At 42.6% G+C, this 24,979-nt stretch carries 26 protein-coding genes; 21 read left to right on the top strand and 5 right to left on the bottom strand.

Features of this window, described 5'->3' with window-relative positions; all coding sequences use genetic code 11:
• The first annotated feature begins 52 nt into the window (after positions 1–52).
• From SMUL_RS14910 to SMUL_RS14880, 7 genes are all read left to right on the top strand, one after another.
• Positions 53–1,243: a NifS family cysteine desulfurase gene (locus tag SMUL_RS14910; RefSeq protein WP_025346056.1), complete on the top strand. Its 1,191-nt coding sequence runs from the start codon at positions 53–55 to the stop codon at positions 1,241–1,243.
• A gap of 127 nt (positions 1,244–1,370) precedes the next feature.
• Positions 1,371–2,360, top strand: coding sequence for an iron-sulfur cluster assembly scaffold protein NifU (locus tag SMUL_RS14905; RefSeq protein ID WP_025346055.1), 990 nt, complete (start codon positions 1,371–1,373; stop codon positions 2,358–2,360).
• A 66-nt stretch (positions 2,361–2,426) separates the two neighbouring features.
• Positions 2,427–2,648 (top strand): MoaD/ThiS family protein, encoded by a 222-nt coding sequence (locus SMUL_RS14900; protein ID WP_025346054.1) that lies wholly within the window; start codon positions 2,427–2,429, stop codon positions 2,646–2,648.
• Positions 2,649–2,652: 4 nt separating this feature from the next.
• Positions 2,653–3,099 carry a molybdopterin synthase catalytic subunit gene (locus SMUL_RS14895; RefSeq protein ID WP_025346053.1) on the top strand — a complete coding sequence of 149 codons (447 nt, stop codon included), beginning with the start codon at positions 2,653–2,655 and terminating at the stop codon, positions 3,097–3,099.
• Positions 3,096–4,310, top strand: coding sequence for a molybdopterin molybdotransferase MoeA (locus SMUL_RS14890; protein ID WP_025346052.1), 1,215 nt, complete (start codon positions 3,096–3,098; stop codon positions 4,308–4,310). The genes SMUL_RS14895 and SMUL_RS14890 overlap by 4 nt, the downstream gene beginning before the upstream one ends.
• Positions 4,311–4,375: 65 nt before the next feature.
• On the top strand, positions 4,376–4,582 hold the full coding sequence (locus tag SMUL_RS14885; RefSeq protein WP_051492711.1) for a CPXCG motif-containing cysteine-rich protein: 207 nt from the start codon (positions 4,376–4,378) through the stop codon (positions 4,580–4,582).
• 93 nt (positions 4,583–4,675) lie between these two features.
• Positions 4,676–5,110, top strand: coding sequence for a hypothetical protein (locus tag SMUL_RS14880; RefSeq protein ID WP_025346050.1), 435 nt, complete (start codon positions 4,676–4,678; stop codon positions 5,108–5,110).
• 47 nt (positions 5,111–5,157) lie between these two features.
• On the opposite strand, the gene SMUL_RS14875 is transcribed toward SMUL_RS14880, so the two are convergent.
• From SMUL_RS14875 to SMUL_RS14865, 3 genes are read right to left on the bottom strand one after another with little or no spacing between them, the layout of a single operon-like run.
• Complete coding sequence (locus tag SMUL_RS14875) at positions 5,158–5,388, bottom strand: hypothetical protein (protein ID WP_025346049.1); 231 nt, start codon at positions 5,386–5,388, stop codon at positions 5,158–5,160.
• A complete protein-coding gene (locus SMUL_RS14870) occupies positions 5,385–5,807 on the bottom strand; it encodes a YqaA family protein (RefSeq protein ID WP_025346048.1) in 423 nt (140 codons plus the stop codon). Before SMUL_RS14870 ends, SMUL_RS14875 begins: the two co-directional genes overlap by 4 nt.
• The gene (locus SMUL_RS14865) at positions 5,808–7,124 is read right to left on the bottom strand and encodes an MFS transporter (protein WP_025346047.1); all 1,317 of its coding nucleotides are present in this window, start codon (positions 7,122–7,124) and stop codon (positions 5,808–5,810) included.
• A 278-nt stretch (positions 7,125–7,402) separates the two neighbouring features.
• On the opposite strand from SMUL_RS14865, the gene SMUL_RS17280 reads away from it, so the two are divergent.
• From SMUL_RS17280 to SMUL_RS14840, 6 genes are all read left to right on the top strand, one after another.
• Positions 7,403–7,561 (top strand): hypothetical protein, encoded by a 159-nt coding sequence (locus SMUL_RS17280; RefSeq protein WP_169730531.1) that lies wholly within the window; start codon positions 7,403–7,405, stop codon positions 7,559–7,561.
• 38 nt (positions 7,562–7,599) lie between these two features.
• A complete protein-coding gene (gene mltA / locus SMUL_RS14860) occupies positions 7,600–8,673 on the top strand; it encodes a murein transglycosylase A (RefSeq protein ID WP_025346046.1) in 1,074 nt (357 codons plus the stop codon).
• A 162-nt stretch (positions 8,674–8,835) separates the two neighbouring features.
• On the top strand, positions 8,836–9,426 hold the full coding sequence (rdgB, locus tag SMUL_RS14855) for an RdgB/HAM1 family non-canonical purine NTP pyrophosphatase (protein ID WP_025346045.1): 591 nt from the start codon (positions 8,836–8,838) through the stop codon (positions 9,424–9,426).
• A gap of 104 nt (positions 9,427–9,530) precedes the next feature.
• Positions 9,531–10,745, top strand: coding sequence for a saccharopine dehydrogenase family protein (locus SMUL_RS14850; RefSeq protein WP_025346044.1), 1,215 nt, complete (start codon positions 9,531–9,533; stop codon positions 10,743–10,745).
• Between the two features lie 72 nt (positions 10,746–10,817).
• Entirely contained in the window at positions 10,818–11,156 is a 339-nt protein-coding gene (locus SMUL_RS14845) for a hypothetical protein (protein ID WP_025346043.1), read from the top strand.
• On the top strand, positions 11,156–11,983 hold the full coding sequence (locus SMUL_RS14840) for an SDR family oxidoreductase (protein ID WP_025346042.1): 828 nt from the start codon (positions 11,156–11,158) through the stop codon (positions 11,981–11,983). The genes SMUL_RS14845 and SMUL_RS14840 overlap by 1 nt, the downstream gene beginning before the upstream one ends.
• A 24-nt stretch (positions 11,984–12,007) precedes the next feature.
• Here the strand turns inward: SMUL_RS14840 and SMUL_RS14835 are convergent, their stop codons facing one another.
• Positions 12,008–14,146 (bottom strand): methyl-accepting chemotaxis protein, encoded by a 2,139-nt coding sequence (locus tag SMUL_RS14835; protein WP_025346041.1) that lies wholly within the window; start codon positions 14,144–14,146, stop codon positions 12,008–12,010.
• A 131-nt stretch (positions 14,147–14,277) separates the two neighbouring features.
• Here SMUL_RS14835 and nspC point away from each other — a divergent pair, with 131 nt between their 5' ends.
• Positions 14,278–15,423 carry a carboxynorspermidine decarboxylase gene (gene nspC / locus SMUL_RS14830; protein WP_025346040.1) on the top strand — a complete coding sequence of 382 codons (1,146 nt, stop codon included), beginning with the start codon at positions 14,278–14,280 and terminating at the stop codon, positions 15,421–15,423.
• 59 nt (positions 15,424–15,482) lie between these two features.
• On the opposite strand, the gene SMUL_RS14825 is transcribed toward nspC, so the two are convergent.
• Complete coding sequence (locus tag SMUL_RS14825) at positions 15,483–16,589, bottom strand: amidohydrolase (protein WP_025346039.1); 1,107 nt, start codon at positions 16,587–16,589, stop codon at positions 15,483–15,485.
• 233 nt (positions 16,590–16,822) lie between these two features.
• Between SMUL_RS14825 and SMUL_RS14820 the strand changes: the two genes are divergently transcribed.
• The 7 genes from SMUL_RS14820 (at position 16,823) to SMUL_RS14790 (ending at position 24,913) form a co-directional block, all read left to right on the top strand.
• Positions 16,823–17,488: a nucleoside recognition domain-containing protein gene (locus tag SMUL_RS14820; protein WP_025346038.1), complete on the top strand. Its 666-nt coding sequence runs from the start codon at positions 16,823–16,825 to the stop codon at positions 17,486–17,488.
• Positions 17,478–17,948, top strand: a complete 471-nt coding sequence (locus tag SMUL_RS14815) for a YjiG family protein (protein WP_025346037.1) — start codon at positions 17,478–17,480, stop codon at positions 17,946–17,948. The genes SMUL_RS14820 and SMUL_RS14815 overlap by 11 nt, the downstream gene beginning before the upstream one ends.
• A 190-nt stretch (positions 17,949–18,138) precedes the next feature.
• Positions 18,139–18,852: a response regulator transcription factor gene (locus SMUL_RS14810; RefSeq protein ID WP_025346036.1), complete on the top strand. Its 714-nt coding sequence runs from the start codon at positions 18,139–18,141 to the stop codon at positions 18,850–18,852.
• Positions 18,837–20,387 (top strand): PAS domain-containing sensor histidine kinase, encoded by a 1,551-nt coding sequence (locus tag SMUL_RS14805; RefSeq protein WP_025346035.1) that lies wholly within the window; start codon positions 18,837–18,839, stop codon positions 20,385–20,387. Before SMUL_RS14810 ends, SMUL_RS14805 begins: the two co-directional genes overlap by 16 nt.
• Before the next feature lie 108 nt (positions 20,388–20,495).
• A complete protein-coding gene (locus SMUL_RS14800; protein ID WP_223809727.1) occupies positions 20,496–21,881 on the top strand; it encodes a hypothetical protein in 1,386 nt (461 codons plus the stop codon).
• Between the two features lie 15 nt (positions 21,882–21,896).
• Positions 21,897–23,063: an MBL fold metallo-hydrolase gene (locus tag SMUL_RS14795; protein ID WP_025346033.1), complete on the top strand. Its 1,167-nt coding sequence runs from the start codon at positions 21,897–21,899 to the stop codon at positions 23,061–23,063.
• Between the two features lie 50 nt (positions 23,064–23,113).
• The gene (locus tag SMUL_RS14790; RefSeq protein WP_190278594.1) at positions 23,114–24,913 is read left to right on the top strand and encodes a CobW family GTP-binding protein; all 1,800 of its coding nucleotides are present in this window, start codon (positions 23,114–23,116) and stop codon (positions 24,911–24,913) included.
• Positions 24,914–24,979: the final 66 nt, after the last annotated feature.

The raw sequence follows: 24,979 nt of genomic DNA, 5'->3' as shown, positions 1-24,979 counted from the left end.
AAAAATTAATTAGGATAAACTTTATCCTATATAGAAACGGAGAGTGAAGCCAATGAGAGTCTATTTAGATAATAACGCGACAACCATCGTTGACCCTAAAGTGTTTGCAGAGATGGTTCCTTATTTTTGCCAAATGTATGGCAATCCAAATTCTTTGCATGAATTTGGCAGTGAGAGCCACCCCGCACTTCGCAAAGCGATGGATCAACTTTATGCGGGCATTAACGCTAGCGATGAGGATGACATTGTCATTACGTCCTGTGCGACTGAGAGTAATAACTGGGTGATTAAAAGTATCTATAATGACTACATTTTAAATGGCGACAAAGATCACATTATTACCAGTGAAGTTGAGCATCCTGCGGTTGGGGCTTCGTGTAAATTTTTAGAAAGCTTAGGTGTTAAAGTGACGTATCTTCCTGTCAATAGCGATGGTGTCATTGATGTAGAAGATCTTAAAAATGCTATTACGGATACAACAGCGCTTGTTTCCATCATGTGGGCGAATAACGAAACCGGTATGCTTTTCCCTATTGAAGAAATCGGTGCAATTTGCAAAGAAAGAGGTGTCCTTTTTCATACCGATGCCGTTCAAGCCATTGGTAAAGTTCCTGTCGATGTCAAAAAAGTCTATGTGGATTTTCTCAGTTTCTCAGCACATAAATTCCACGGTCCTAAAGGGATTGGTGCGCTTTACATCCGCAATGGACAACCCTTGTCACCGTTTTTTCATGGTGGTGAGCATATGGGTGGACGTCGCAGTGGAACCCTTAATGTTGCAAGCATCGTAGGTATGGGTAGAGCAATGGAACTGGCTGTGGAAGCGCTTGATTTTGAAAAAAGCAATGTAAGACGTCTTCGTGACAAACTAGAAGATGCTCTTTTGGAAATCCCTGAAATGATGGTTATTGGAACGAAAGAACAGAGAGTTCCTAATACCATTTTGGTCAGTGTAAAAGGCATTGAAGGCGAAGCGATGCTGTGGGATCTCAACCAAAGTGGCATCGGTGCGAGTACCGGAAGTGCCTGCGCAAGTGAAGCGTTAGAGTCAAACCCTGTTATGGAAGCGATTGGCGCCGAAGCTGATTTAGCCCACACGGCACTTCGTCTTTCGCTTTCACGGTTCACCACAGAAGAAGAGATTGATTTTGCGATTGATGTGATTCAAAAAGCGGTGATCAGACTTCGTGCCATTTCAAGCACGTATGCGTACGCGCCAGAGTGGCACGTTAGTAAGTTATAAGCGATCTAGACACGCTTTTAAAGCAAAGCTTTAAAAGCTACGTTAACACTGGGTTCTCTTTGGCAGAGCGCCCGCGCACCTTTGGTGCTTTTACGTTTACATGTAAAGAATTATAAAGGATAAAAAAATGGCAAAAAATAGTTTAATTGGCGGTTCCATCTGGGAAGAATACAGCCAAAAAGTACAAGATTTGATGAACCATCCCCAAAATATGGGTGAGTTGACGGAAGATGATGCAAAAAATGAGGGCGGAAAGCTCATTATTGCGGACTTTGGCGCAGAGAGCTGTGGCGACGCCGTCAGACTTTACTGGATCGTTGATGAAGCAACAGAAGTGATTAAACAAGCTAAATTTAAAAGTTTTGGCTGCGGTACAGCGATCGCAAGTTCCGATACCATGGCAGAGCTTTGTAAAGGCAAAACGGTTTCTGAAGCGGTCAAAATTACCAATATTGACGTTGAAAAAGCGATGCGCGATACACCCGATGTTCCAGCGGTTCCGCCTCAAAAAATGCACTGTTCTGTTATGGCATACGATGTTATTAAAGCAGCAGCAGCTTCGTATAAAGGCGTGGATGCCGCTTCCTTTGAAGACGACGTTATCGTGTGTGAATGTGCGCGTGTGAGTCTTGGAACGATCAAAGAGGTCATCAAGATCAACAACCTCAAAACCATTGAAGAGATCACCAACTACACCAAAGCAGGTGCGTTTTGTAAATCCTGTATCAAGCCTGGTGGACATGAGGCACGTGAGCATTACCTTGTTGACATTCTAAGAGACACGAGAGCTGAGATGGACCATGATCATCTGCTTGCGATCTCTGATTCAAAAATCGAAGGTAGCAATACCGTGAACTTTGATGATCTGACCGTGGTTAAAAAATTCCAACAAATTGAAGCGGTGATCGACGAAAACATTCGTCCGATGCTGGTCATGGATGGCGGTAACCTCGAAATCCTTGACATTAAAGAGGGTGGTGATGGTATGAGCGATGTTTACATCCGTTATCTTGGCGCGTGCAGTGGTTGTGCGAGTAGCTCAACAGGCACACTTTTTGCGATCGAAGCTGTCCTACAAGAGAAATTAAGTAAAAATATACGAATATTACCTGTCTGAAAAGACTTCAAGGAAGTTGCACCCCCGCACTTCCTTGAAATTTCTTACATGTAATAAGGAAAAGATGTGGCAAAAGTCGAATTTTTAGGCCCCCTTGGGCGTCCTAGTATTGAAGTGGATATTGCGAATTTAAACGAACTTAAAACCTTTTTCAAAGACGATAAAGAACTTCAAGATTGGCTTGCCATCTGCGCGGTTGCCATAAACGATACCCTCGTTTGCGACCTCAATATTCCCCTTAAAAAAGAAGATAAAATCTCACTTCTCCCTCCCGTTTGTGGAGGTTGATCTTATGTTAGAACTTCACGATGGATCTTTACATGTAAAGAGTATTTTGGCTGCTTGGTACGATCAAATCAGCGAGCAAAATTACGGCGCATTTATCCCTTTTGTCGGCATCGTTCGAGATGAAGATGGCATAGAGGGTCTTAGTTTTGATATTTATGAGCCTATCTTAAATAACTGGTTTAACGCATGGCAAGAAAAAGCCAAAGCGCAAAACGCTTACCTTCTCATGGCGCACTCTCGTGGTGACGTGCTCAATCACACTTCAAGTTACATCGCCGCTGTGGTTTCTCCCAAACGCAAAGTGGCACTTTCAATGATCAACGATTTTGTTGAAGATTTTAAAGCCAATGCACCGATTTGGAAGTATGACCTGGTGGATGGAAAACGCGTCTACGCCAAAGAGCGTTCTCATCTTCTTAGTGGTTCTGGACTGTTAAAGGCGGATGCATGAGCAAGAATTTCCTACCCTTTGATGAAACCCTCAGAGCACTTGAAAACTCCATAAAAACAGAAATTGGCATTGAAAATATTTTCATCGGCGATGCCCTTGGTCGCTTTCTTGCCGTTGACATCGTAGCCCTTGAAAATAACCCAACACACGCAACCTCTTCGATGGATGGGTATGCCATTCGTTTTGAAGATCAACAACTAGGCTCACTCACCATCAGCGATTTTATCCCTGCTGGAACTGAAACACACGGTGTCGTAAATAAAGGCGAATGTGTGAAAACCTTTACGGGCACACTGATGAGCGAAGGTAGCGACACGCTGATTCCCATCGAAAATGTCGAAGTAAAAGAGGGCAAGATTCACATCACTTCCGCAGTCTCCAAAGGTTTTGCGGTTCGACCGATTGGCGAAAACTACAAGGCGGGTGAAGTGCTCATCAAAAAAGGTACAAAGATCGGTTTTGCTGAGATCGGTGTGATGGCGGAAGTGAGTATGGTGCAAGTCGAAGTCTTTATGAAACCGCGCATCGCCATTCTTTCAACCGGCAATGAAATCTTAGATTTTGGTGAGCCAAAAACCTCTTTTGCACAAATTCGCAGTTCAAACCACGTCACCGTTGAAGCGATTTTACGCCAACTCAGTTGTGAAACAATGCGTTTTAAACTCATCCGAGATGATCGTGATGTGATCGAACAGCAACTCAGACAAGCGCTCATGTGGAGCGACATCGTCATCACCACGGGTGGCGGCAGTGTCGGGGATTTTGACTATTTGCAAAGCATTCTGACCGATATGAAGATCGAAAATATCATCGACGGCTCCTACATGAAACCAGGGCGCCACATTCGTGTCGTCAAAACAGGACACAAATACATTTATGCGCTTCCAGGCTTTCCCTACAGTGCTTCGGTCTGTACCTTTTTATTCATCGCTCCACTGCTTCGCAAACTGCGCGCTCAAACCTTTGCCTTACCAACGATTAAAGCGTTCATGGGAGAACTCTATAAAAAACGCTCCAAATTTGTGGAATTTACTGCTTGCAATCTTCGCTTTGTCGAAGGTCAGCTTGTCGTTGACTTGCAAGGCAAAAAAGAGGGCAGTAGCGCCATACTCAATAATCTCTTAGGCAATCCCGTGCTTCTACGCGTTGAAAAAGAGGTGCAAAAAATTGAAAAAGGTGAGATGGTTGACGTGGTATTGCTAGACTTGTAAAGGTCTGGCAATACTTTTTTGCCTTTACATGTAAACACATACCCGCTACTTTTAGAAAGGTTTTTATGAATAACGAACTGTTTGAGAAGACCATAAGCTGTCCTTATTGTTGGGAAAATTTTTCTATTTTCATTGAACCAAGCAGCGAAGTGGGAGAGTGCTATGTGGAAGACTGCTATGTCTGCTGTCGACCTATTGAAATTTACATTGCAGCAAAGAGTGATGAGAGCGTGGAGATTCGCATCAACTCTATTGAAGGCAATGAGGTTTAATAGAAAGGGTTTCACTTTTTCCTATTACATTTCCATAACTATTTAAGATTTTGTTATAATAGTATTCATCTTAAATCATAATGAGGAGTATGTATGAAAAAAGTTTTTTTATCGATGGTTGTAGCAGGTGCTTTAGTGTTGCCTTTAAGTGCGCAAGAGGTAAAAGGTCTCAATGTGTTGATGGTTTCAGCAGATACGCAAACTCAAATGATGGGTATGGTGCTCTCAACCAGCGTAATCAAAGACCACAATAAGATTGTGAACATCACTTTATGCGGCCCTGCAGGAAACTTAGCACTTAAAGAGTTTGAATCTGGTTCTGTCAAACGTGCGGATGGACAAAATGTCAATCCTAAAAGTGCACTACAAGGTTTAATCAAAGCAGGTGCAATCGTACAAGTGTGTCCTCTTTTCCTCCCTACAGCAGGTAAAGATGCTACAGCATTACTTGAAGGTGTGAGTGTTGCTAAACCACCAATGGTTGCTAAAAATTTGGTAGATCCAGCGTTTAAAAACATTAATTTTTAGTGAAAAAATGGCTTACATGTAAAGATTTTTCTTTACATGTAACGTGCTCAAATCTCTTTATGCCTCTTCCCATTAAACAAAAAAATCGTCTGAAGATTGATCTTTTTCCCACCTTCTAAAACCAAAAACTCTTCATACTCGATCATCATTAATTCCGTAACAACGCCTTTAACGGTGGCAGTTTGCTCATTTTCCAGATAGACAATCGTGGAAGGAATTTTGCGCTGAATGACGACCATGAGTTGGTCGTAAAATTCGCAGGAGATGGGTGTGTTCATTGTGTTACCGCCAAAAATCCAAGATAGACAAAACTATACCGCGCCAACTTGGCAAGACCTACGATGATGAGAAACTTCCACCATGAATAGCGCACGATACCAGCGACAAAGGTGAGCGGGTCGCCGATGATCGGGAGCCATGAGAAGAGTAGGCTTATTGCGCCGTATTTTTCAAAAAGGGTGGAGGCTTTTTGGAGCTGTTTTTCGCTCATGTAGCCTTTGGAGAGGGCGAAGGTGGTGGCGTATTTTCCAAGCACATAGTTCACAAACGAGCCTAAGGTGTTGCCCAGTGTGGCGATGAGTAGGAGTACAAAAGGGTTTAATTGTTCGCTTAGAAGATAGACAAAAAGCGCTTCGCTTCCACCGGGCAATAGCGTGGCGGAGGCGAAGCTTGCGAGAAAAAGGCCGAGGTAGTTCACCTATTCTAAAACCGCTAAGATGGTCTCTTTGTCGGTGGCTTGTGAGTCGTACTTGATAACAAGAAGCGCTTCACTTTCATTTTTGTACCATTCGACGACGCCTTTGACGTGGCTGAGATGCAAGGTGCGTGTCATGTCGATGGTGGAAAATGGTAAATAGAGATTTTTATTGAGGCTTGGATTTTTGAGGGCGGCTATTAAAAATAGCCAGCCGATACAGGCGATAAAAACAACCCAAGCGATCTCCATAATGCCAAAATGTTGCAAGAAATACCCACCAAAAACGCCACCCACAAAGGTTCCTGCGTAACCAAAGGTGTTAAAGACACCAAGAGCCGCACCTTTTTGGTGAACTTTGGCATATTTGCTTGCCATGGATTGCATAAGTGGTTCGTGCATGTTAAAGCCGATGAAAAAGATCACCACACCCACGATAAACCATGGTGCACTTTTTGCGTAGCCCATCATAACGTAGCTGATCGCAAAGAGCGCAACGCCTATCATCAGCATCTCTTTAGAGCGGTGTTTTTTCTCACCTAAAATCGCAGACGGCCCCATCGCAAGGACACCAAAGAGCATGGCAGGTAAGTAAACCATCCAGAGCTCTTTTTTGGCAAACCCAAACTCTTGAACCATAATGATAGGAATGACCATAAAAGCGAGTGTCATCATCCCTTTTTGCAGCATGTTGGTGATGTTCATGTTCATAAGGTTGCGGTCTTTTAAAATGTGCTTAAGTTCCGTCTCATCGGCACCGTAATGGTGAACGATTTTAGGAGGATTGGGCACTTTGGTGTAAAGCACAAGGATCGCAAAAAGCGAGAGTCCTGCGGTGATAAAAAAGAGTTTGTCAACTCCATAATACCCACCAATGACAGAGCCTAGCATCATCGAAATGGCAAAACTCGCGGCAATAAAGCCACCCATAATCGCCATCGCATGACCACGAACCTCTTCTTTGACCATATCACTGATCATCGCGGTTCCCACAGCGCCAATGGCAGCGGCACCTTGTAAAAAGCGTCCGATCATCAGACCGTAAATGGTTTCACTGTACGCACACACCAGTGAGCCTACAAGAAAAATCACCAGTCCAATAAAAATGGTAATTTTGCGTCCAATCTTGTCGGATATAATGCCAAAAGGGATTTGGAGGAGCATCTGCGTCAGCGCGTATCCACCGATGGTGATGCCCACTAAAAATTCGTTAGAGCCTTCCAGATGAAGCGCATAAACGGAGAGGACGGGTAGGACGATAAAGAGACCTAAAAAACGGAGGGAAATAATAAGGCTAAGGGGAAAAATAGTTTTAAACATAAATAGGAATTCCTCGAAATTTAATCAGGACAAATTCTACCCTTGTTAAACTTTGAAAATTCTATGGGTTTTGTAAGCATCACATCGTGCAAGGTATATTTATGTTATACTTTTTGCATTAAAGTTCGTCCAAAACTTACTTTGCACACAGAAAAGCACCAACGGTGCGCGGGCACTCTGCCCAAGTTTACCTAGTGTTAACGTAGCTTTTAAAGCTTTGCTTGAAAAGCGTGTCAAAGAGTTCTGTAAGAACTTAAATCAAATGAAAAGGATAGGCCATGGAAATTACACATATTTTAGGTTTTGTAGGGTGTGTGGTTGCGTATTTTGTTTCGCTGTATTATGTGGGATTGAACCACTGGATTGTCATGGAACACAATAAAATCTATGCTGAGTTTGATGCGATAAAAGCGGAGTTAGCGACGCTTAAAAAGTAAATGCGAGACACTTCTGTGTCTCTTCTTAATGGATGGTAATGCGAAAGAGTCTCTATTTTTGTGGTTGTTTAATGGTTTTGGTGAGCGGTTGTAGCTTTAAAACAACTGCTCCAACGCTTCAAGATGAAGCTTTAGTACTCTCGCTTCAAGAGCAAAATGAACGCTTTGAAATGCTGAGTCACACTGAGAATTTTGATGAACTCCTTGTCTTGTTTCTCCAGAATTGTGCGGCACCTTTAACCCAAAAAGTGTATGCCAATGTCTGCGAACAAGCTTTACATGTAAACGATGCGAAAGCCTTTTTTAAAAACTCTTTTGAGCTTAAAAAAATCCAACCCAACGAACAACGCTCGATGCTGACAGGCTATTATGAGCCTTTATTGCACGGCAGTTTGAAAAAAACAGAACGGTTCAAATACCCCGTTTACGGCAAACCCAAAGACCTTGTGATGATCGTGGGTGAGAATGACAAAAAGATGCGAGGACGTTCCGTAAAAGGCAAAATGATGCCTTATTTTACGCGCGAAGAGATCGGAAAGCGTAAACTCAACGCCGAAGTACTTTGTTATGTGGACGATAAGATCGATCTTTTCTTTATGGAAGTGCAAGGCTCTGGAAGGGTTGAGCTGGAAAATGGCAACGTCATTTTTATAGGTTATGCCGATTCAAACGGGCATGCGTACAAATCCTTGGGGCGTGAGATGATCAACCGTGGGATTTTTAACTCCGTGGAAGAGGTCTCTTTGCAGAGTATCCGAGCGTGGCTTATTGCGCACCCAAGCCAGATCGACACATTGCTCAACACCAACCCCAGCTATGTCTTCTTTCGTAGAATGGATCAGCGTGCTACGGGGAGTTTGGGACTGGTGCTAACCCCTGAGCGCTCCGTTGCGGTCGATCGTGCTCATATTCCTTTAGGATCACTTTTGGTCGTGAAGAGTGAATCGCCTAACTATAACGTCGAGAAGTTTGTCTTTGCCCAAGACACAGGAGGTGCGATCAAAGGGCCAAATCGAGCCGATATGTTTATGGGCTATGGAGAGCGGGCACAGTGGATAGCAGGCGAGCTCAAAGCGCCGCTTGAACTGTGGATCATGCAACCCAAGTTTTAAACAAAGAATGGATAAAATCAAGGTATAGAAATAACCCTTTTTCCACACAGTTGAGGCACGATGGGAACCCCGAAACGCTTACGCTTTTTCGTCCCATCGGCTCAAAGTGTTGCGTGCGGGCTATTTCTAAAACCTTTTACATGTAAGGTAATGGAGAAGCGTTTGAGAATTATTTTAGCCACATCCAATCACGGTAAAGTCAAAGAGTTTCAATCATGGATCAGCGAATATGAAGTCGTCGCGTACAGCGACATTATGCCTTCTTTTGAGATCGACGAAACAGGTACAACGTTTAAAGACAATGCGCTGATTAAAGCGCGCGCCGTGTATGAAAAATTGGAAGATAAAAACGACATCGTTTTAAGCGATGATAGCGGCATCAGCGTGCCAGTTTTAGGTGGAGAGCCGGGCATTTACAGTGCGCGTTATGCAGGTGTGCATGCAAACGCTAAAGATAATTTAAATAAACTCATTCAGACGCTTAAAGACAAAGGTATTGCAAAAACACCTGCATTTTACACCGCGGCGATTGCGCTTGTCTGTGCCAAAGGCGAATTTTGTGTGCATGGCTGGATGCATGGAGATGCCATTGCTGAGGCTCGTGGAAACAACGGCTTTGGATACGACCCAATGTTCATTCCCTGCGGTTACACTCAAACACTGGGTGAACTGGATGAGAGCGTGAAAAAAGCCTTTTCCCACCGAGCACGTGCGCTTGAACTCGCGTACATCGTACTTAAAAGTTTGAAATAAAAACGTAACCAAAAAATCGTAAAATAGACTAGGCTTTTTTGATAATGGCTCTAAATCATAGCGCTTATTAAAGAAGCCTCATAATGAAACCTCAAAGGATAGAAATGGCAACAGTATTAATTATTGGTGCGGGTGGTGTTAGTCGTGTGGTCACCAAAAAATGTGCGATGAACAGCGCGGTGTTTTCACACATCGTCTTGGCAAGTAGAACCAAATCAAAGTGCGACCAAATCGCCAATGAAATCAAAGAATCTTTACATGTAACCATTGAAACCGCTGCGATTGATGCGGATGATGTTGAAGCACTCGTTGCTTTAATCAAAAAAGTAAACCCAGCTTTGGTGATGAACATCGCTCTTCCGTACCAAGACCTTACCATCATGGATGCGTGCATTAAAACCAATGTTCCTTACCTCGATACCGCTAACTATGAGCATCCAGACCTCGCAAAATTTGAGTACAAAGAGCAATGGGCTAGAGATAAAGCGTTTAAAGATGCCGGCATTATGGCGCTTTTGGGCAGTGGATTTGACCCAGGTGTGACGAATGTTTTTTGTGCCTACGCACAACAATACCTCTTTGATGAGATCAACTCTATCGATATTTTAGACTGTAACGCAGGCGATCACGGTTATGCGTTTGCAACGAATTTTAACCCAGAAATCAACCTTCGCGAAGTAAGCTCCAAAGGGCGTTACTGGGAAAATGGAGAGTGGATCGAGACAGAGCCCGTTTCGGTTAAAATGGTGTGGGATTACCCCGAAGTTGGGCCAAAAGACAGTTACTTGCTTTACCATGAAGAGTTAGAGTCACTCGTTCAAAACATCAAAGGATTGAAGCGTATTCGTTTCTTTATGACCTTTGGTCAAAGCTATCTGACGCACATGAAATGTTTGGAAAATGTCGGCATGCTTCGCATCGATGAGGTCGATGTTGATGGCGTGAAAATTGTGCCGATTCAACTGCTAAAAGCGCTCCTTCCAGATCCTGCAAGTTTGGGACCTAGAACCGTTGGTTTTACGAACATTGGGTGTGTTTTTGAAGGACTTAAAGATGGTCAAAAACGCAAAGTGTACATCTACAACGTGTGCGATCACCAAGAGTGTTACCGTGAGACGGGCGCTCAAGCGGTCAGTTACACCACGGGCGTGCCTGCGATGATCGGGGCGAAGATGATGTTAGAGGGAAAATGGGCAGGGAAAGGTGTTTTCAACATGGAACAATTCGATGCAAAACCCTTTATGGATGAGCTCAATGTTCAAGGGCTTCCTTGGAAAACCATCGAAATGAAACCTGACGAAACGTTCGAAATCAAATAATCTCTCTCGCTCAAAGCTTTACATGTAAAGTTTTGAGCCGCCTCTTTGACACTTTACATGTAAAGGATCACCATGTCAAAAAAAGCAAAAATCTTATGGACAACGGGTAACAAAGAAACCGCCTTGCTGATGGTCTGCCTCTATGCACACAACGCCATTTTAAAGGGTTGGATGGATGAAGTCGAAGTGCTCGTTTGGGGTGCTTCACAACGTTTGATCAGCGAAGATGCGGAAGTGCGAGCCAAAGTGGAAGCGATGGTAAAGGATGGTGTCAAAGTGGTAGCGTGTCTCAAATGCGCCGACACGATGGAGATCACCGCGCCGTTACAAAGCTGCGGTATCGATGTTTTTTACACGGGAGAACTTTTGAGCTCGTGGATCAACTCTGGCGAAACCATTGTGAGTGTCTGATGGCTCAAACAATTCTTATCACAGGCTGTTCTTCAGGCATTGGCTATACCTGCGCGCATGGGCTCTCAAAACTGGGTTACACCGTTTTTGCAACGTGTCGCAAGGACGAAGATGTCAAGCGCTTGCAAGCCGAAGGGCTCAATGCATATAAACTCGATCTGTGCGACTCTAGCAGTTTACATGTAGCGCTTGCGTGGATGATTTCCCAAACGGGTGGTCGCATTGATGTGCTCTTTAACAACGCCGCGTACGGACAACCAGGAGCCGTGGAAGATCTAAAGCGTGACGTGCTTCGTGAACAGTTTGAAACCAATGTTTTTGGCACCTTAGAGCTGACAAACCTTGTGCTTCCCTACATGCGAAAACAAGGGCACGGGCGCATCATCTACAACAGCTCTATTTTGGGTTTGGTGGCGATGGGGTATCGAGGGGCATACAATGCGTCCAAATTTGCCATTGAAGGACTTGCCGATACGCTGAGGTTGGAGCTTCATGGCAGTGGCATTGAGGTTGTTTTGATAGAGCCTGGCCCCATTCGAAGCAAATTTCGCAAAAATGCCCTTGCAAAGTTTCGCGCCAATATCGACCAAGAGCGCTCCGCACACAAAGATGTTTATACCAAAACATTAGAACGCCTTCAAAAGAGTGGCGACAGCGCTTTTACCTTGGGTGCTGAGGCGGTTTTAGAGGTTTTGATTCACGCGATTGAAGCCAAAAAGCCAAAATTTCGCTACCCTGTGACCTTCCCAACCAAGCTTTTTGTCTGGCTAAAACGGTTTTTCCCCACCTGCTGGATGGATACGATAGCGCGCAAAGCGGGAGATTAGAAAGCCCTAAAATAGGGCTTTCTCTTAGGTTCTAAACTTATTCAAAATCGCGTTGAGTTTTTCAGTGAGCGCATTGAGATGCTCGCTTGCTCCTGCTATCTCTTCGACACTTCTCGTATTTTGTGTTGAAAGCGTGTTGATCTCTTCGATTTTTGCGACAATGGCTTCGATCTTTGAGCCCGTGTTAATATAATCCGTAACCGTTTTGTCGTTTAACATGGTCGCAATATCCATAATATCAACGGTGGTATTGATTTTTTTGCCCACATCTTCCGCGATGAGGGAGAGTTCTTGAACCTCTTTGGAGTTATGATTCATCTGCTCACTGCTGTCCACAATCGCTTGAACGATCACATTGATGGTGGCATTGATCTCCACTAAACTTTTTTGGGTGCGCTCCGCCAAGGTGCGTACTTCATCGGCAACTACGGCAAATCCCCTTCCGTGTTCACCTGCGCGTGCTGCTTCTATAGCGGCGTTGAGCGCTAGAAGATTGGTCTGATCGGCGATATCGCTGATGACCGTGAGAACATTTTTCACTTGGTCGGCATCTGAACTAAGCTGTTGGATTTTATGCGCTAGCTCAAGCTCGGTGTGTGCACTGTTTTGAACGCGCTCTCCAAGTTGTTGGACAAATTTACGGGCGGATTTGAGTTCTTGATTGGCTTTGATCACCTCTTCTTTACTCTCTTTGGCTTTAACCACTGACGCGTTAATCTCTTGTTGGATCGCGTTGGACATGGTTGTCGTTTGATGGATGATCGTGGTCGAATCCTCCACACGTTTTCCCACTTGCAAAGTCGTTGTTGAAAGTTCATGCGCAATGGAGGCATTTTCACTGCTCGTCTCTTTCGCAAGAATGATCGTTGCACGCACTTTTTCGATGAAATTATTGATCTCTTTGGAAGCTCCACCGATTTCATCTTGGTTTTTGATTTCGAGCTGTTTGGTCAGATCGCCATCACCAACGGCTAGATTGTGCGCGGTTGCTTGCAGGTTTAAAAGAGGCATTGCAATCAGATTGGTGATGAGAAAATAGATCGCGATAATCGCAATAAGCGCGACAATCGATCCTGTGGTAACGGTTTCGATCAGCATGGCGTTGATATTAGCAGAAATTTTTTCACCTTGTTTGGCAGTGTGTTCTTCAATATTGTCGATGTAAACGCCTGAGACAATCGTCCAATCCCACTCTTTGAAGTATTTGGCGTAGGCGAGTTTTGGAGCATCTTTTTTCGTGATCGGGTGCTCCGAATTATAAATGACAAAGACACCCTCTTTAGGGTTTTTCGCTGCCCCCTCAATCAGCTCTTTGCGAAATGGTTTCCCTTGTGAATCGGTACTGTCAAGTTTGATCTCGCTTCCTTGGCGATCTTGCTTTGTGGCATGAAACGCGTAAACATAGTTGTTCGCAGTTCCTTTTTTGAAACCAAAGAAGTAGCCCTCGTTGTCATCCGTGTAGCGCAGGGTATTGAGAATTTTAATCGCCTCATTTTGAAAATGTTCTTTGATGCTCGAAGCATAATCGCCCGTGCCGATAACGATGTTTAAAGGTTCATAGTAGAAATTATACGAGAGTTTGGGTTCATCTTGTTTGGTAATGGGGTGGGGCCAAATGAACTTGGTAACCCCTGTTCCCTCTTTGGCTGCTTTGAGGAGATCTTTAATAACGAAGTTTCCCTCTTTGTCTTTCATCTCAGTCAAATTTTTGCCGACAAGCGCTTTGTTGATGGGATGAACGACGTTGATACCTTCCATATTATATGCATAAAAATACCCCACATCGTTGTTGTAGCGGTAGCCATTAATCAGCGCTAAAAGCATCGTTTGCAGTTCATCTTTGGAGAGCTTATCTTTGTTGTTCGTGTAGATGTCGTCCAATGTTTTTTTGAGAATCATCGCATCGGCTTTGATCTTTTGCGCGATATTTGTTTCTGAAGAAGAGGCTTCATAAAAGGAACCAATCGCCTTTTCCGCCATCGTTGTAAAGGCTTTGAGCTCATTTTTATTGATCTCTAAAATGAGTTCGCCCTCATCTTTGGTTTGGATTTGCCCGAGTTGCTGTGATTTGTAAACCACCACCCCCAAAGAGATGGATGCCACGAAGACAATGGACACCATAAAGACAATCAAAGCCTTAATTTTAATACTCAAAGCCCGCATAGATTCTCCTTGTTTTTTGCGCTAATTCCTAATATTATCGTAACTTTTGGCTAATTGATTCATGGTCGGGTGGTATTGAGATTATTAAGAGGAAAAATGCTACATTTCATCTGTCATTTTGGGAGAAAAACATGGTCAAAGTCAGTAAAATAGAGACAATCATCGAACAGATTCAAACCCCTGCGTATGTCTGCGAAGAGGCACTTTTAGAGGCAAATTTGAAGCTTCTTAAAGAAGTCAGTGAGCGCTCAGGCGCAACCGTTCTGTTGGCACTCAAAGGCTTTGCGTTTAAAGCGCTCGCTCCACTTGTAGACACTTATCTGAGTGGTTGTACGTGCAGTGGTTTGCATGAAGCGAAATTTGCGAAAGAGTATTTTAAAGGCACGATTCACACCTATTCGCCTGCGTACAAAGAAGAGGATATTGATGAAGTCATTGCGCTAAGCGATCATCTTATTTTTAACTCGTTTAACCAATGGGAAAAATACAAAGCCAAAGCAGTCGGCAAAACCAGTTGTGGACTGCGTCTCAACCCTGAAGTCTCTTCCAGTCCCGTTGATCTTTACAATCCATGCGGGCTTTACAGCCGCCTTGGCATCACGAAAGAAAATATGCAGTACGATCAGTTAGAAGGCATTGAAGGGCTTCATTTCCATGCTCTTTGCGAACAAGATGCGAGTGCGCTTGAAGCGGTTTTGCAAGGGTTTGAAGAGCGCTTTGGTGATTTGATACCCCAAATGAAATGGGTTAATTTTGGAGGAGGGCATCACATCACGCGCGAGGGGTATGATGTGGAAAAACTCATTCAGCTCATTAAAGATTTTCGTGCGAAATATAACGGTATCAACGTTTATTTGGAACCGGGCGAAGCGGTAGGTTGGCAAACGGGGCCATTGGTAGCAAGTGTGCTTGACATCGTTCACAATGGCATGGACATCGCCATTCTCGACATCTCCGCAGAAGCGCATATGCCTGACACCCTTGCAATGCCCTACCGCGCCGCGATTCGTGGAGCGGGAGAGGTGGGCGAAAAACCTTACCTGTACCGCCTTGGAGGCCCAACCTGTTTAGCAGGCGACATCATGGGTGACTATAGTTTTGATGCACCACTAAAGATCGGCGATAAGCTGATTTTTGAAGATATGATCCACTATACGATTGTTAAAAATACAACGTTTAACGGTGTAAAATTGCCTGATTTAGCGGTACTTCACAAAGATGGACGCTACGAAGTGACGAGCCAGTTTGGGTATGATGAATATAAAAGGCGGAATTAAAAGAGCTTTACTTGTAAAAGAAGCTGATTGATACTCGCAGCTTCTTTGATGCGCAAATATTAACGATCCATTGCGATCTTCGTTGCCGCGATTAAAACATTTTTACCTTGCTCTAACGCCTCTTTATTGAACTTCATTGCTGGGTTGTGAAGCCCTGGGGTTAAGTCGCAACCTAGACCGAAATAGCCCGCTTTGATGGAGGGTTTTTCTTTGATGTAGTAATGAAAATCTTCGCCACCTGCGGTTTTAATTGGTGGGCATAATCCTTCATTTCCATAAACTTCGATGATGGCTTTGGTTAAAATATCAATCGCTTCATCAGCGTATTCTGCCGCAGGAATGGCGAAATAATTGCTCACATCGACTGTTGCTCCTACTGTTGCCGCACCTGCGATGATTGCAGATTTTGCTTTTTCAAGCAATTTTTCCATCGTAGGGTTAAATTCGGATCGAACATCCCAGATGACGGTTGCTTCGTTGGGAATGGCATTGGTGACGCCCGCGTCTGCGATGATTTGCGTGGCTTTAATGCTGTACGATTCGGTTGGGTTGAGGTGAATAGCATTGACAGCTGTGATTGCCGCAACCGCGGCATCAATCGCATTGACGCCTAAATGTGGACGTGCTCCGTGTGCCGCAACACCGTGAAAAACCGCTTTGAGTCTCTCGGAAGCAGCGTGGTATAACGCAGGCGTTGCTTTGCCCATCGTGGTCTCTTCAATGGGGCGCAAATGCAGACCAAAGATCATATCGACATCCTCAATCGCTCCGCCTTTAACCATAGCAAGTGCGCCCGTTCCGATCTCTTCAGCGGGTTGGAAAATAATTTTTAATTTCCCTTTGGTAATGGCGCCTGTTTTCACGAGCTCTTCTGCCGCCGCAAGTACCATCGAGGAGTGCGCGTCATGACCACACGTGTGCATCGCGCAGAGTTTGCCCTCAACGATGTGTCCAAGCGCGTCAATATCGCCCCTGAGTGCTATAACAGGCCCTTTGACGCCACTGTCATAAACGCCAACAACGCCCGTGGTTCCTCCGATGTTCGTTGTGACACTAAAGCCTGCTTTTTTAAGTTCATCTGCCAAAAAGGCAGCGGTTTTATGTTCTTGGTAACCCAATTCTGGGATGGTGTGCAGATAATCGTATAACTCAATGACTCTTGACATGTTTATTCCTTGTAGGCTAATTCCAAATGAAACGGGTAAGTTTCGTGCAAAGAATGTCTAAGTTTTGCTTATTATTGACTTATTTGATACGCACGTTTCTGTTTTTAGATATAAGATTAAAGCAGGGCACGACTATATTTTAAGCACCATTTTACGCGTACTTTTATGAAACTTGGTTATTATGCTGACGAAAATTATACAATTTCGATCAATTTTAGTTTAGGGAGGAAGTGGTGGCATTAGAAAACAATGAACCAACACAGGAATGGAAAGTAGGAATTGGGGCGTACATCGCACTCATTTTTGCGGTACTGTTTTTTTCAGGTCTTTTTATGAAAGTAGAAGGAATGGCATGGCTCGGTGCGCTTGATTTTACGACATTGGCAGGGAAATTTGGCACACTGCAAGATGCCAAAAGTACGTTTGTAGGATCGGGAGGTACGAGTGCGAAGGGTGGATTTTTATTTGCTTTATCGTTAGTTCCTACGGTTATGTTAGCACTGGGTGTGCTTGAAATTTTTACGCATTATGGAGCCATTCGCGCAGCGCACAAATTATTGACACCGCTTTTAAGACCGTTACTTGACATTCCAGGGCGTACAGGTTTGGCGATGATTACGGATTTGCAAAGTACCGATGCGGGTGCGGCACTGACGAAAGAATTGTACGATGAGAAACAAATTACCAAAAAAGAGCTTGTCATTATGGTGGCATGGCAGTACTCAGGTGCGGGTCTGATCAACAACTATTTTGCGATCGGCTCAGCCCTTTTTGCTTCGTTAACGGCACCCGTTTTAGTGCCATTGGTTTTGATGTTTGTCTTGAAATTTGTGGGTGCAATGATCGCACGCTTTACGTTAAATACGCTCTATAGGAAGGATTTTGCCAATGAACAATAACACAACTCCAACAAGCAATAACCCGTTTGATATTTTTGTCATTGGTGCGCGTAAAGGGTTTCATATCGCTATTAATAACTTGATGCCCAATGTTTTGATGGCGTATGTTATGGCTGAAATTTTAAATATCACGGGTGCTATGCAAGCCATTGGCGCGTTTTTTGCTCCTGCAATGGGACTGTTTGGACTACCTGGTGAAGCGATCACGGTGCTTCTTACCACGTGGTTATCGTGTTCTGCGGGTGTGGGTATTGCGATTAGTCTGTTTGCCAAAGGCATGCTCGATACCACCCATATCACAATTCTGATGCCAGCACTCTTTTTGATGGCGTCGCAGTTACAATACATGGGACGACTCCTTGGCGTTGCGGATGTTCCTAAAAAATACTGGCCGTTGTTGATGCTTATCAGTATTATCAATAGCTGTATCGCTATGGTGGCTATGCGCTTTTTCGTTTAAGAAATCAACCTTCAAAACATCTCTCTAGCGGTTGCATTTCGCAAGCGCTAGAGACTCTTCTTTCGTGCCAACATCTCTTTTCAAATAGTTATCATGAATACTTAATGTATAACTTTAGGATAATACTTTAAGAATTTAAGTTATAAACTACTAAAAGTCACACTAAATCTTTACATGTAAAAGGTAAAAGATGGATGCACAAGCACTTTCATCCTTGATTGAGATTTGTCAAAATAAAAAAATACTCTATGCTGAAGATGACATGGATGTACGTATGCAAACCTGTAAAATGCTTGAACTCTATTTTAAAGAAATCGTCGTTGTTGAGAATGGGTTAGATGGTTTTTTTCGTTTTGAGCATGAGCCTTTTGATTTGATTTTTACGGACATTAATATGCCAAAGATGGATGGGCTTATCATGATTCAAAAGATACGTAAAATTAATCCAACAATTCCTATTGTTATTTTTTCTGCTTATGATAATACGGAGTATTTTCTCAAAACAATTCAACAAGGTGTCTCTGGGTATATTTTAAAGCCATTTGTTTTTAATGATATTATTGAAATTCTTCAAAAGATTATGCAAACACACTTTAGTGCACACGCTGTTCATAAAAACGCTTTAATCGATGGATTTTATTGGGATACAAAAACGCAAACATTGTGCCATCATCAATCCGTTGTCAAGCTCAGCAAACATGAGATAGCGTTGTTTGAGCTTTTGACGTCATCAAAACAGCGTATTTTTTGCAGTGAAGAGATTGAAAATACTGTATTTGATGATGATATTAGCAATAACAAACGTGTGCGTAATTTACTTTCGCGTTTGCGCCATAAAGTAGGGTGTGATCTTGTTCAAAGCGTTTACGCACAAGGATATAAATTAAAATGGCAATACCACTAAAGCAAACTTCAACGCTCAAACAAAAAGCAGAGCGTTTTGAACAACTGTTCAACAACAGTGGCGTGGGGATTTTTATTGTGGATAAAGACCGCCTTATCATTGAAGCCAATGAGGCGTGTTGCAAAATTTTTGGATTTAGTTATGACCAATTAGTGGGGCAATCCGCTTTTGTGATGCATCTTTCGTATGCCACGTATGTCAATTTTGCGGAGATTGCGTTTAACAAAGTAAGGTTAGATGAGGCCCTCAATCTTGAGTATCCCTTTAAGCACAAAGATGGAACAACCCTTTGGCTTAGGATTGCGGGGGATTCGATTCCCTCCAATGAAGAGGTGTTGTGGACGATTACGGATATTACCAGTCGTATAGAGGCACAAGAGAAGCTCAAAGAGAGTGAAGCGTTACTGCAAAATGCTGAGGAGATAGCCCATTTTGGTAGTTGGGAAATTGTGATGGATGAGCAGCGAAGCATGAAGTGGTCGAAAGAGATGTACCTCATTTATGGAGAAGAGCCCCACGAATTTACCCCCACAATAGAGCGATTCAATCGGTATTTGAGTGCAGTGGATGCGCAAAGAGTCAAAGAGGTCAACCAAAAAGCGTTAATGAGTGGGATGAATGAGGAGCTTGATTATGTGATTTACCGTAAAGATAGGCGAAAAGCGTTTATCAATACCCATCGCAAAGCCATTTATGATGATAATGGTTTTCCGCTTCGATTGGTAGGGACATCGCTGGATGTTACTAATCAAAAGGAAAATGAACGCAAAATTCAACAACTCAACGAGACGCTCCATTTGGAAGTGCAGTTACAACTGGAAAAATTGCGTGAAAAAGATAAACAGCTTCAATACCAATCCCGCCTGATTCAAATGGGCGAGATGCTCAGCATGATAGCCCATCAGTGGCGTCAACCTTTGGCGGCGATTGCGGCAACGACTAGTTTTTTATCGGCAAAATTGATGCTTGAAGAGGTCAATAAAGAAGAATTTGAAGAAGAAATTGGGCGTATTGAAACCTATGTTTCGCATCTTTCCAAAACGATAGATGACTTTAGAAGCTTTTTTAAAGCGGTCAAACAACAAGAACGGGTGAGCCTTGATGTGGTCGTGGAAAAAACACTTAACATCGTCAAACCGCTTTTGGTGACTAAAAATATTACGGTCATCACAGACTTTACATGTAAGCAAAAAATTGAAACCTACAGCAATGAACTAGCGCAAGTGATTTTAAATATTATCAAAAATGCCGAAGATGCCCTTTTAGACAATGCGGTTCGTGAGCCGACGATTTGGATTCGAACATATGATGATGTCCGTATGCTTTATTTGGAGATCAAAGATAATGCTGGTGGCATAGATGAGGCTTTGTTTGAGAAGATTTTTGAGCCGTATTTTTCGACCAAATTTAATAAAGATGGTACGGGTGTAGGTTTGTGTATGTCTAAAACCATCGTTGAAGAGCACTGTAAAGGCACATTAAGCGTTCACAATGAAGCAGGAGGTGCCGTTTTTACCATTGCTTTACCCAAATGAGACATTTGCGAGACACTCTTCTTTCCCTCTTTTTTTTTCTGAGACAATCCCCAGACACTCTCCTCCTATAATGACACTAGCATTTTAAAATTTAGTGCAAGGAGGTTTATGATGGAAACACCCCTTTATCTCGAAGAGAGAAGTTTGGTGAAACGATTTAGTAGTCCTTTATCCATTTTACTCAACACCCTTTTTATTATGGTGTTGTTTTATGTAAGTTGGTGGATATTTCAAGACCCAAGGGGTATTATGCGTATGTATACGCCATTTGTCGGGTACATGTGGTGTCGATGGTTATTGGTTGTTATGATTTGGATCGCCTATATTTTCGACTTTTGGCCTTTTAGTAGGTCATGGCTCAATAACACACATCCTGTCTTAAAAGGTGTTATTTTAACGACACTGACTGCGGTTATCTTTGCGGTTATGCTTAAACTGTTTTTTGAGACTCTTTTAGGCGAGTATGCGATTACCTATTTTAGTCCTGAACGATTGACAAAAGAGGGGCTTGTCGAATTTTATGCTTTGGAGTATTCAGCACAAGCTATTTTGATGTTTGCTGCCATCGCTTCATGGTTAAGTCCTGCTTGGGTTGTTGCGGCTGAGGGCGCACCGTGGGGAAATCTTAAACAACCTATCAAAGGTTTTTCTATCTTTATAGTCACTTTTCTGCTTAGTTTTATCGTTTATTTTGTGGTTTATCATTCAAATATGGGTATTTTGTTTGATCCTTGGCAAAAATTTGCGGCGGTTACGCCACCGTGGTGGGAGGATTTTGCAGGAACGGTTCATGGTAACTTTAATATCGCTTGGGTTATGTGCTGTACCGTCATTGTTTGGATGCATGAAACGATTTGGGAGCGTTATCCTTTTTCAATGATTCAAACACCTTGGATTCGCCGTACAGCCTCATTTTTTGGCATTATCGCCATCGCCGTGGCGCTTAGTTTCTTTCTGTATTATGCACAAGAGCTGATTTGGGGTGAGGCGATTAGGGGAACAAGAAGAGATGCCGCACCTGATTGGAGATGGTTACATGTAGGCGAGATGGCAATCTTTTGGCTACTTCCTACTTTATATATGCATTTTTATCTTAAAAATGGATTCAATGGTTATAGCAAAGTTGTTAATATTTTTCTACGTACGATTGCAACAGTTTTAGCCGCAATTGCGCTTTACTATGTTTATTATAAAACAGCGCATCTTTTTTTAGGAACACAAAAAGGATTTTCACATCCTCAACAATTCCCCATGATACCTCTCATCTGGTTTATTAATGTCATGCTGATCAATTATTGGTTTATGGATGGCTGGCCAGGATGGCGTTTGGCAAAGGTGGGTGAAGTGATCAAAGTGCGTTCAGTGGAAGAAAATGGTGTCCTAACTGCCTCTTTTTACAAAGGAGCTGTCGGTGGAATCGTTGGTGGTGTAGCCGTTTACTTTGCCATCATTTATCTTTTGCCTTATATGGGCAAAGCATTAACAATTTTTTAACCAGAGGAGGAAACGATGTCAGTACAAAATGAAGATACAAAAAGGCGAGATTTTCTCAAAGGCGCTTTAACAGGGCTTGGATTAGGGACATTTGCAACAATGGGCATTTTTTCCTATTCGCCAATGCGTGAATTTTTCTTGCCTCAAATGGTGCGAAAAATGAAAGATTTTGGTGCGTGTAAAAGTATCAAAATTACCAATATTTCGGAGACAAGTTGGTTTGACAATGCCACCTTGATGGGCGATATTAAAGGAGCGGGTGGATTGCTTGTCAATCAATACCTTTTTAACTGGCCACCTTTTGGCGATGGTACAGGCCTTGCCAAAGGGAGTTACGAAAAAGGGATAGCTAAAATTAAACATCTTTTGCCCAATAAGCTGGAAGAAGCATGGAAAATTGCTGAAGAAAACAGTGTTAATCCTCAAAATGCAGGAGGCTTTGCTGCCTTGATTGAGATAGAGCGACTTGATGGCGTCAAAAAGAAATACCTTCTTGATACGGGATGGTCGTATGCGTGGATGGATGAATCGTTTAAGAGAGAGGGCATTGATAAGATGCTCGCCAATGGAGAAATTGAGGCGTTGATTATTTCGCATGAGCATTGGGACCATTTTTGGGGATTGCCTGTTACGATGAAGTATGCGCCTAATATTAAGATTATCGTTCCTGAGGGATTTTACCCAGAAGGATTTCAGTATATCAAAGACTCTGGACACAAAGGTGAATTAATGGTGCATAAAACAGGTATCAATGATATTGAACCAGGATTATGTGCGATTGTGTTTGATGTGCCTATTATCAATAGAGTTTTTGGTGAGCAATCTATCTTTGCCAATGTTCAAGGTAAAGGGTTGGTGAGCATTTCTGGGTGTTGTCATCAAGGGATTATCCAGTTTATCTCAATGGCTAAAAAAGAGTTAAAGTACGATAATGACCAAATGTACGGTATATACGGAGGTTTGCACATTTCGCCTTTTGATGATTGGGATCCAAAGTATGATGACTTGGTTATTGGGCTTGCAAAATGGGATTTTAAAGCCATTGGCTGTAACCATTGTACGGGGTTGTTGACGGCTCGAAAATTTGTAGCGGCAGGTTATCCCGTCGTTCAAGGAACAGCGCAGCATCGCTCTAAAAGTAAGGTGTATCTGGGTAATGGCGACACAATGGTGTTTGGTTAGTATGTCTATCTAAAGCCGATGGGAAACCTTCGGCTTTTAAAAAAGGGTTCATGATGAATATTCAAGCACTTTATCCTGCAACATTTGATGGTACGGCTGAGAATTACACAGCTTTTATGCGTTCTATTTTGATTAAAGGTTCTTATGACAGCGTGTTAAAAAAGATGACAGGCTATAAAGGAATGTATGTATGCCAGCATCCAAAAGAGTGTTGGACGCTTAAATTTGATCAATTTGAAGGTATATTTGGTGTTGTGTTTTCAGAAATTTATGATGGATTTGGCACTTTTGCGCTTTATTATTTTCCCTCTCCTAATGAGAATCTAATAGAGCGGTTTTCGGTTTTGGAAGGACTCTTAGCTCAAGAGGAAAATTTTATTGACAAAGTGCGTTCATTTGCATCAGACTCGGAGCTTTCGACGCAGTTTTATATTGGAAGTTTGCGTTTACATGTAAACATTGAATCACAAACAATGTTCCTTTGTTATGAGACGTGTTTACGCCAAAGAGTTTACGCTAAAGAGGGTGTTTTTTCTCCTTGGAAGAAGGATGAATGTATTATCGAGGCGGGTGGATTGGATAAAGATTTGCCTTCATTTCGTTTGGTATTGCCTTTTATGAATTTCTTCAATACCGCTATTACAAGGCTTACATGTAACGCACCTTCTTATTTTCAACTTTTTAAAGCACGTGATTACACTGTGGCATATAATGCGCAAGGCAGATGTGAAAAGATGTTAGATTCTCCTGCAACAAAGCTTTTCATAGCTTTAGGGTATGGAGATGGTGTGAGTGATGCGTTGATAAAGCCTATTGTAGAGAAGGCAGAAGCACAGGTTATTCTTGCGCATATGAGTTTAAATAGTTTTTTACAAAAAGCACCATGGTATGATCAAAATGAAAGCATGGCATTTCTTAAGCCCTCCATATCGCAACGCAAGATAAAACCAACCTTAGTCGTTGTCACTGGGTTTTTAGGTTCTGGGAAAACCAATTTTTTACAAAATTATATCGAATACGAGACTGAAAAAAATCATTTTATCGGCATTATTCAAAACGAGATAGGCAAAACAGGTTTAGATGGGAAGCTCGTAGATTATGATTATTCATTGGTCGAAATTGATGAGGGGTGTGTTTGTTGCTCGCTTTCGGGGCAATTACGTATGGGCGTTAATACGCTTATGAAAAAAACCACTCCCGATACAATTTTACTTGAAACTACAGGGGTTGCAAATCCTTTTAATCTTCTAAGTGAATTGCATGAATTAGAGGATTTGGTAGATTTAGAAGCGATTGTCACCGTTGTCGATGGGACAAATGCACTTTTTTTAGCGAAGGAATATCGTATTTTTATTGATCAAATCCGTTCTGCTGATATTATCTTGCTCAATAAAACAGATCTTATGAGTGCAACAGAAATAGAAAAAGTAGAGCAATTTTTGTATGAAAACAACCGTTGCGCTAAAGTAATCCAAACGGTGCAATGTGATATACATCCTAATGCGTTAAGGCTCTCTTTAAATGCGAGTACGGCTCAAATTGCTTCTTTGATTGCCGAAGAGGATGAGGTAAAGTATACGCATACACATGATCATCTCTCAAGTATAAAAGTTGCACTTCCAAAAGCGCTTAACAAAGAGCAGTTTGAAATTTATTTGGATACTCTCCCTCAGAATATTTATCGCCTTAAAGGCATCGTTGGTTTTGAAAACGAACTTTCTCAATATGTTGTACAGTATGTGCGTGGACACTATGAGTTTGTTGAACAGCAACGTGAACAAAGACATGAAACATTTTTGGTTTATATTGGAAAAGATTTGGATAAATGCTACCTCTCTTCACCGTACTAAAATAAGGCTACGTGCAAGGATGCAAGCTCTTTGGTAGCTTGATCCTAACAAAATCCTTATCTTTTA

This window comes from Sulfurospirillum multivorans DSM 12446 (assembly GCF_000568815.1).
GTDB classification, from domain to species: domain Bacteria; phylum Campylobacterota; class Campylobacteria; order Campylobacterales; family Sulfurospirillaceae; genus Sulfurospirillum; species Sulfurospirillum multivorans.
Note: the sequence above shows the minus strand (reverse complement) of the source record. Positions and strands in the feature narration are given on the sequence as shown.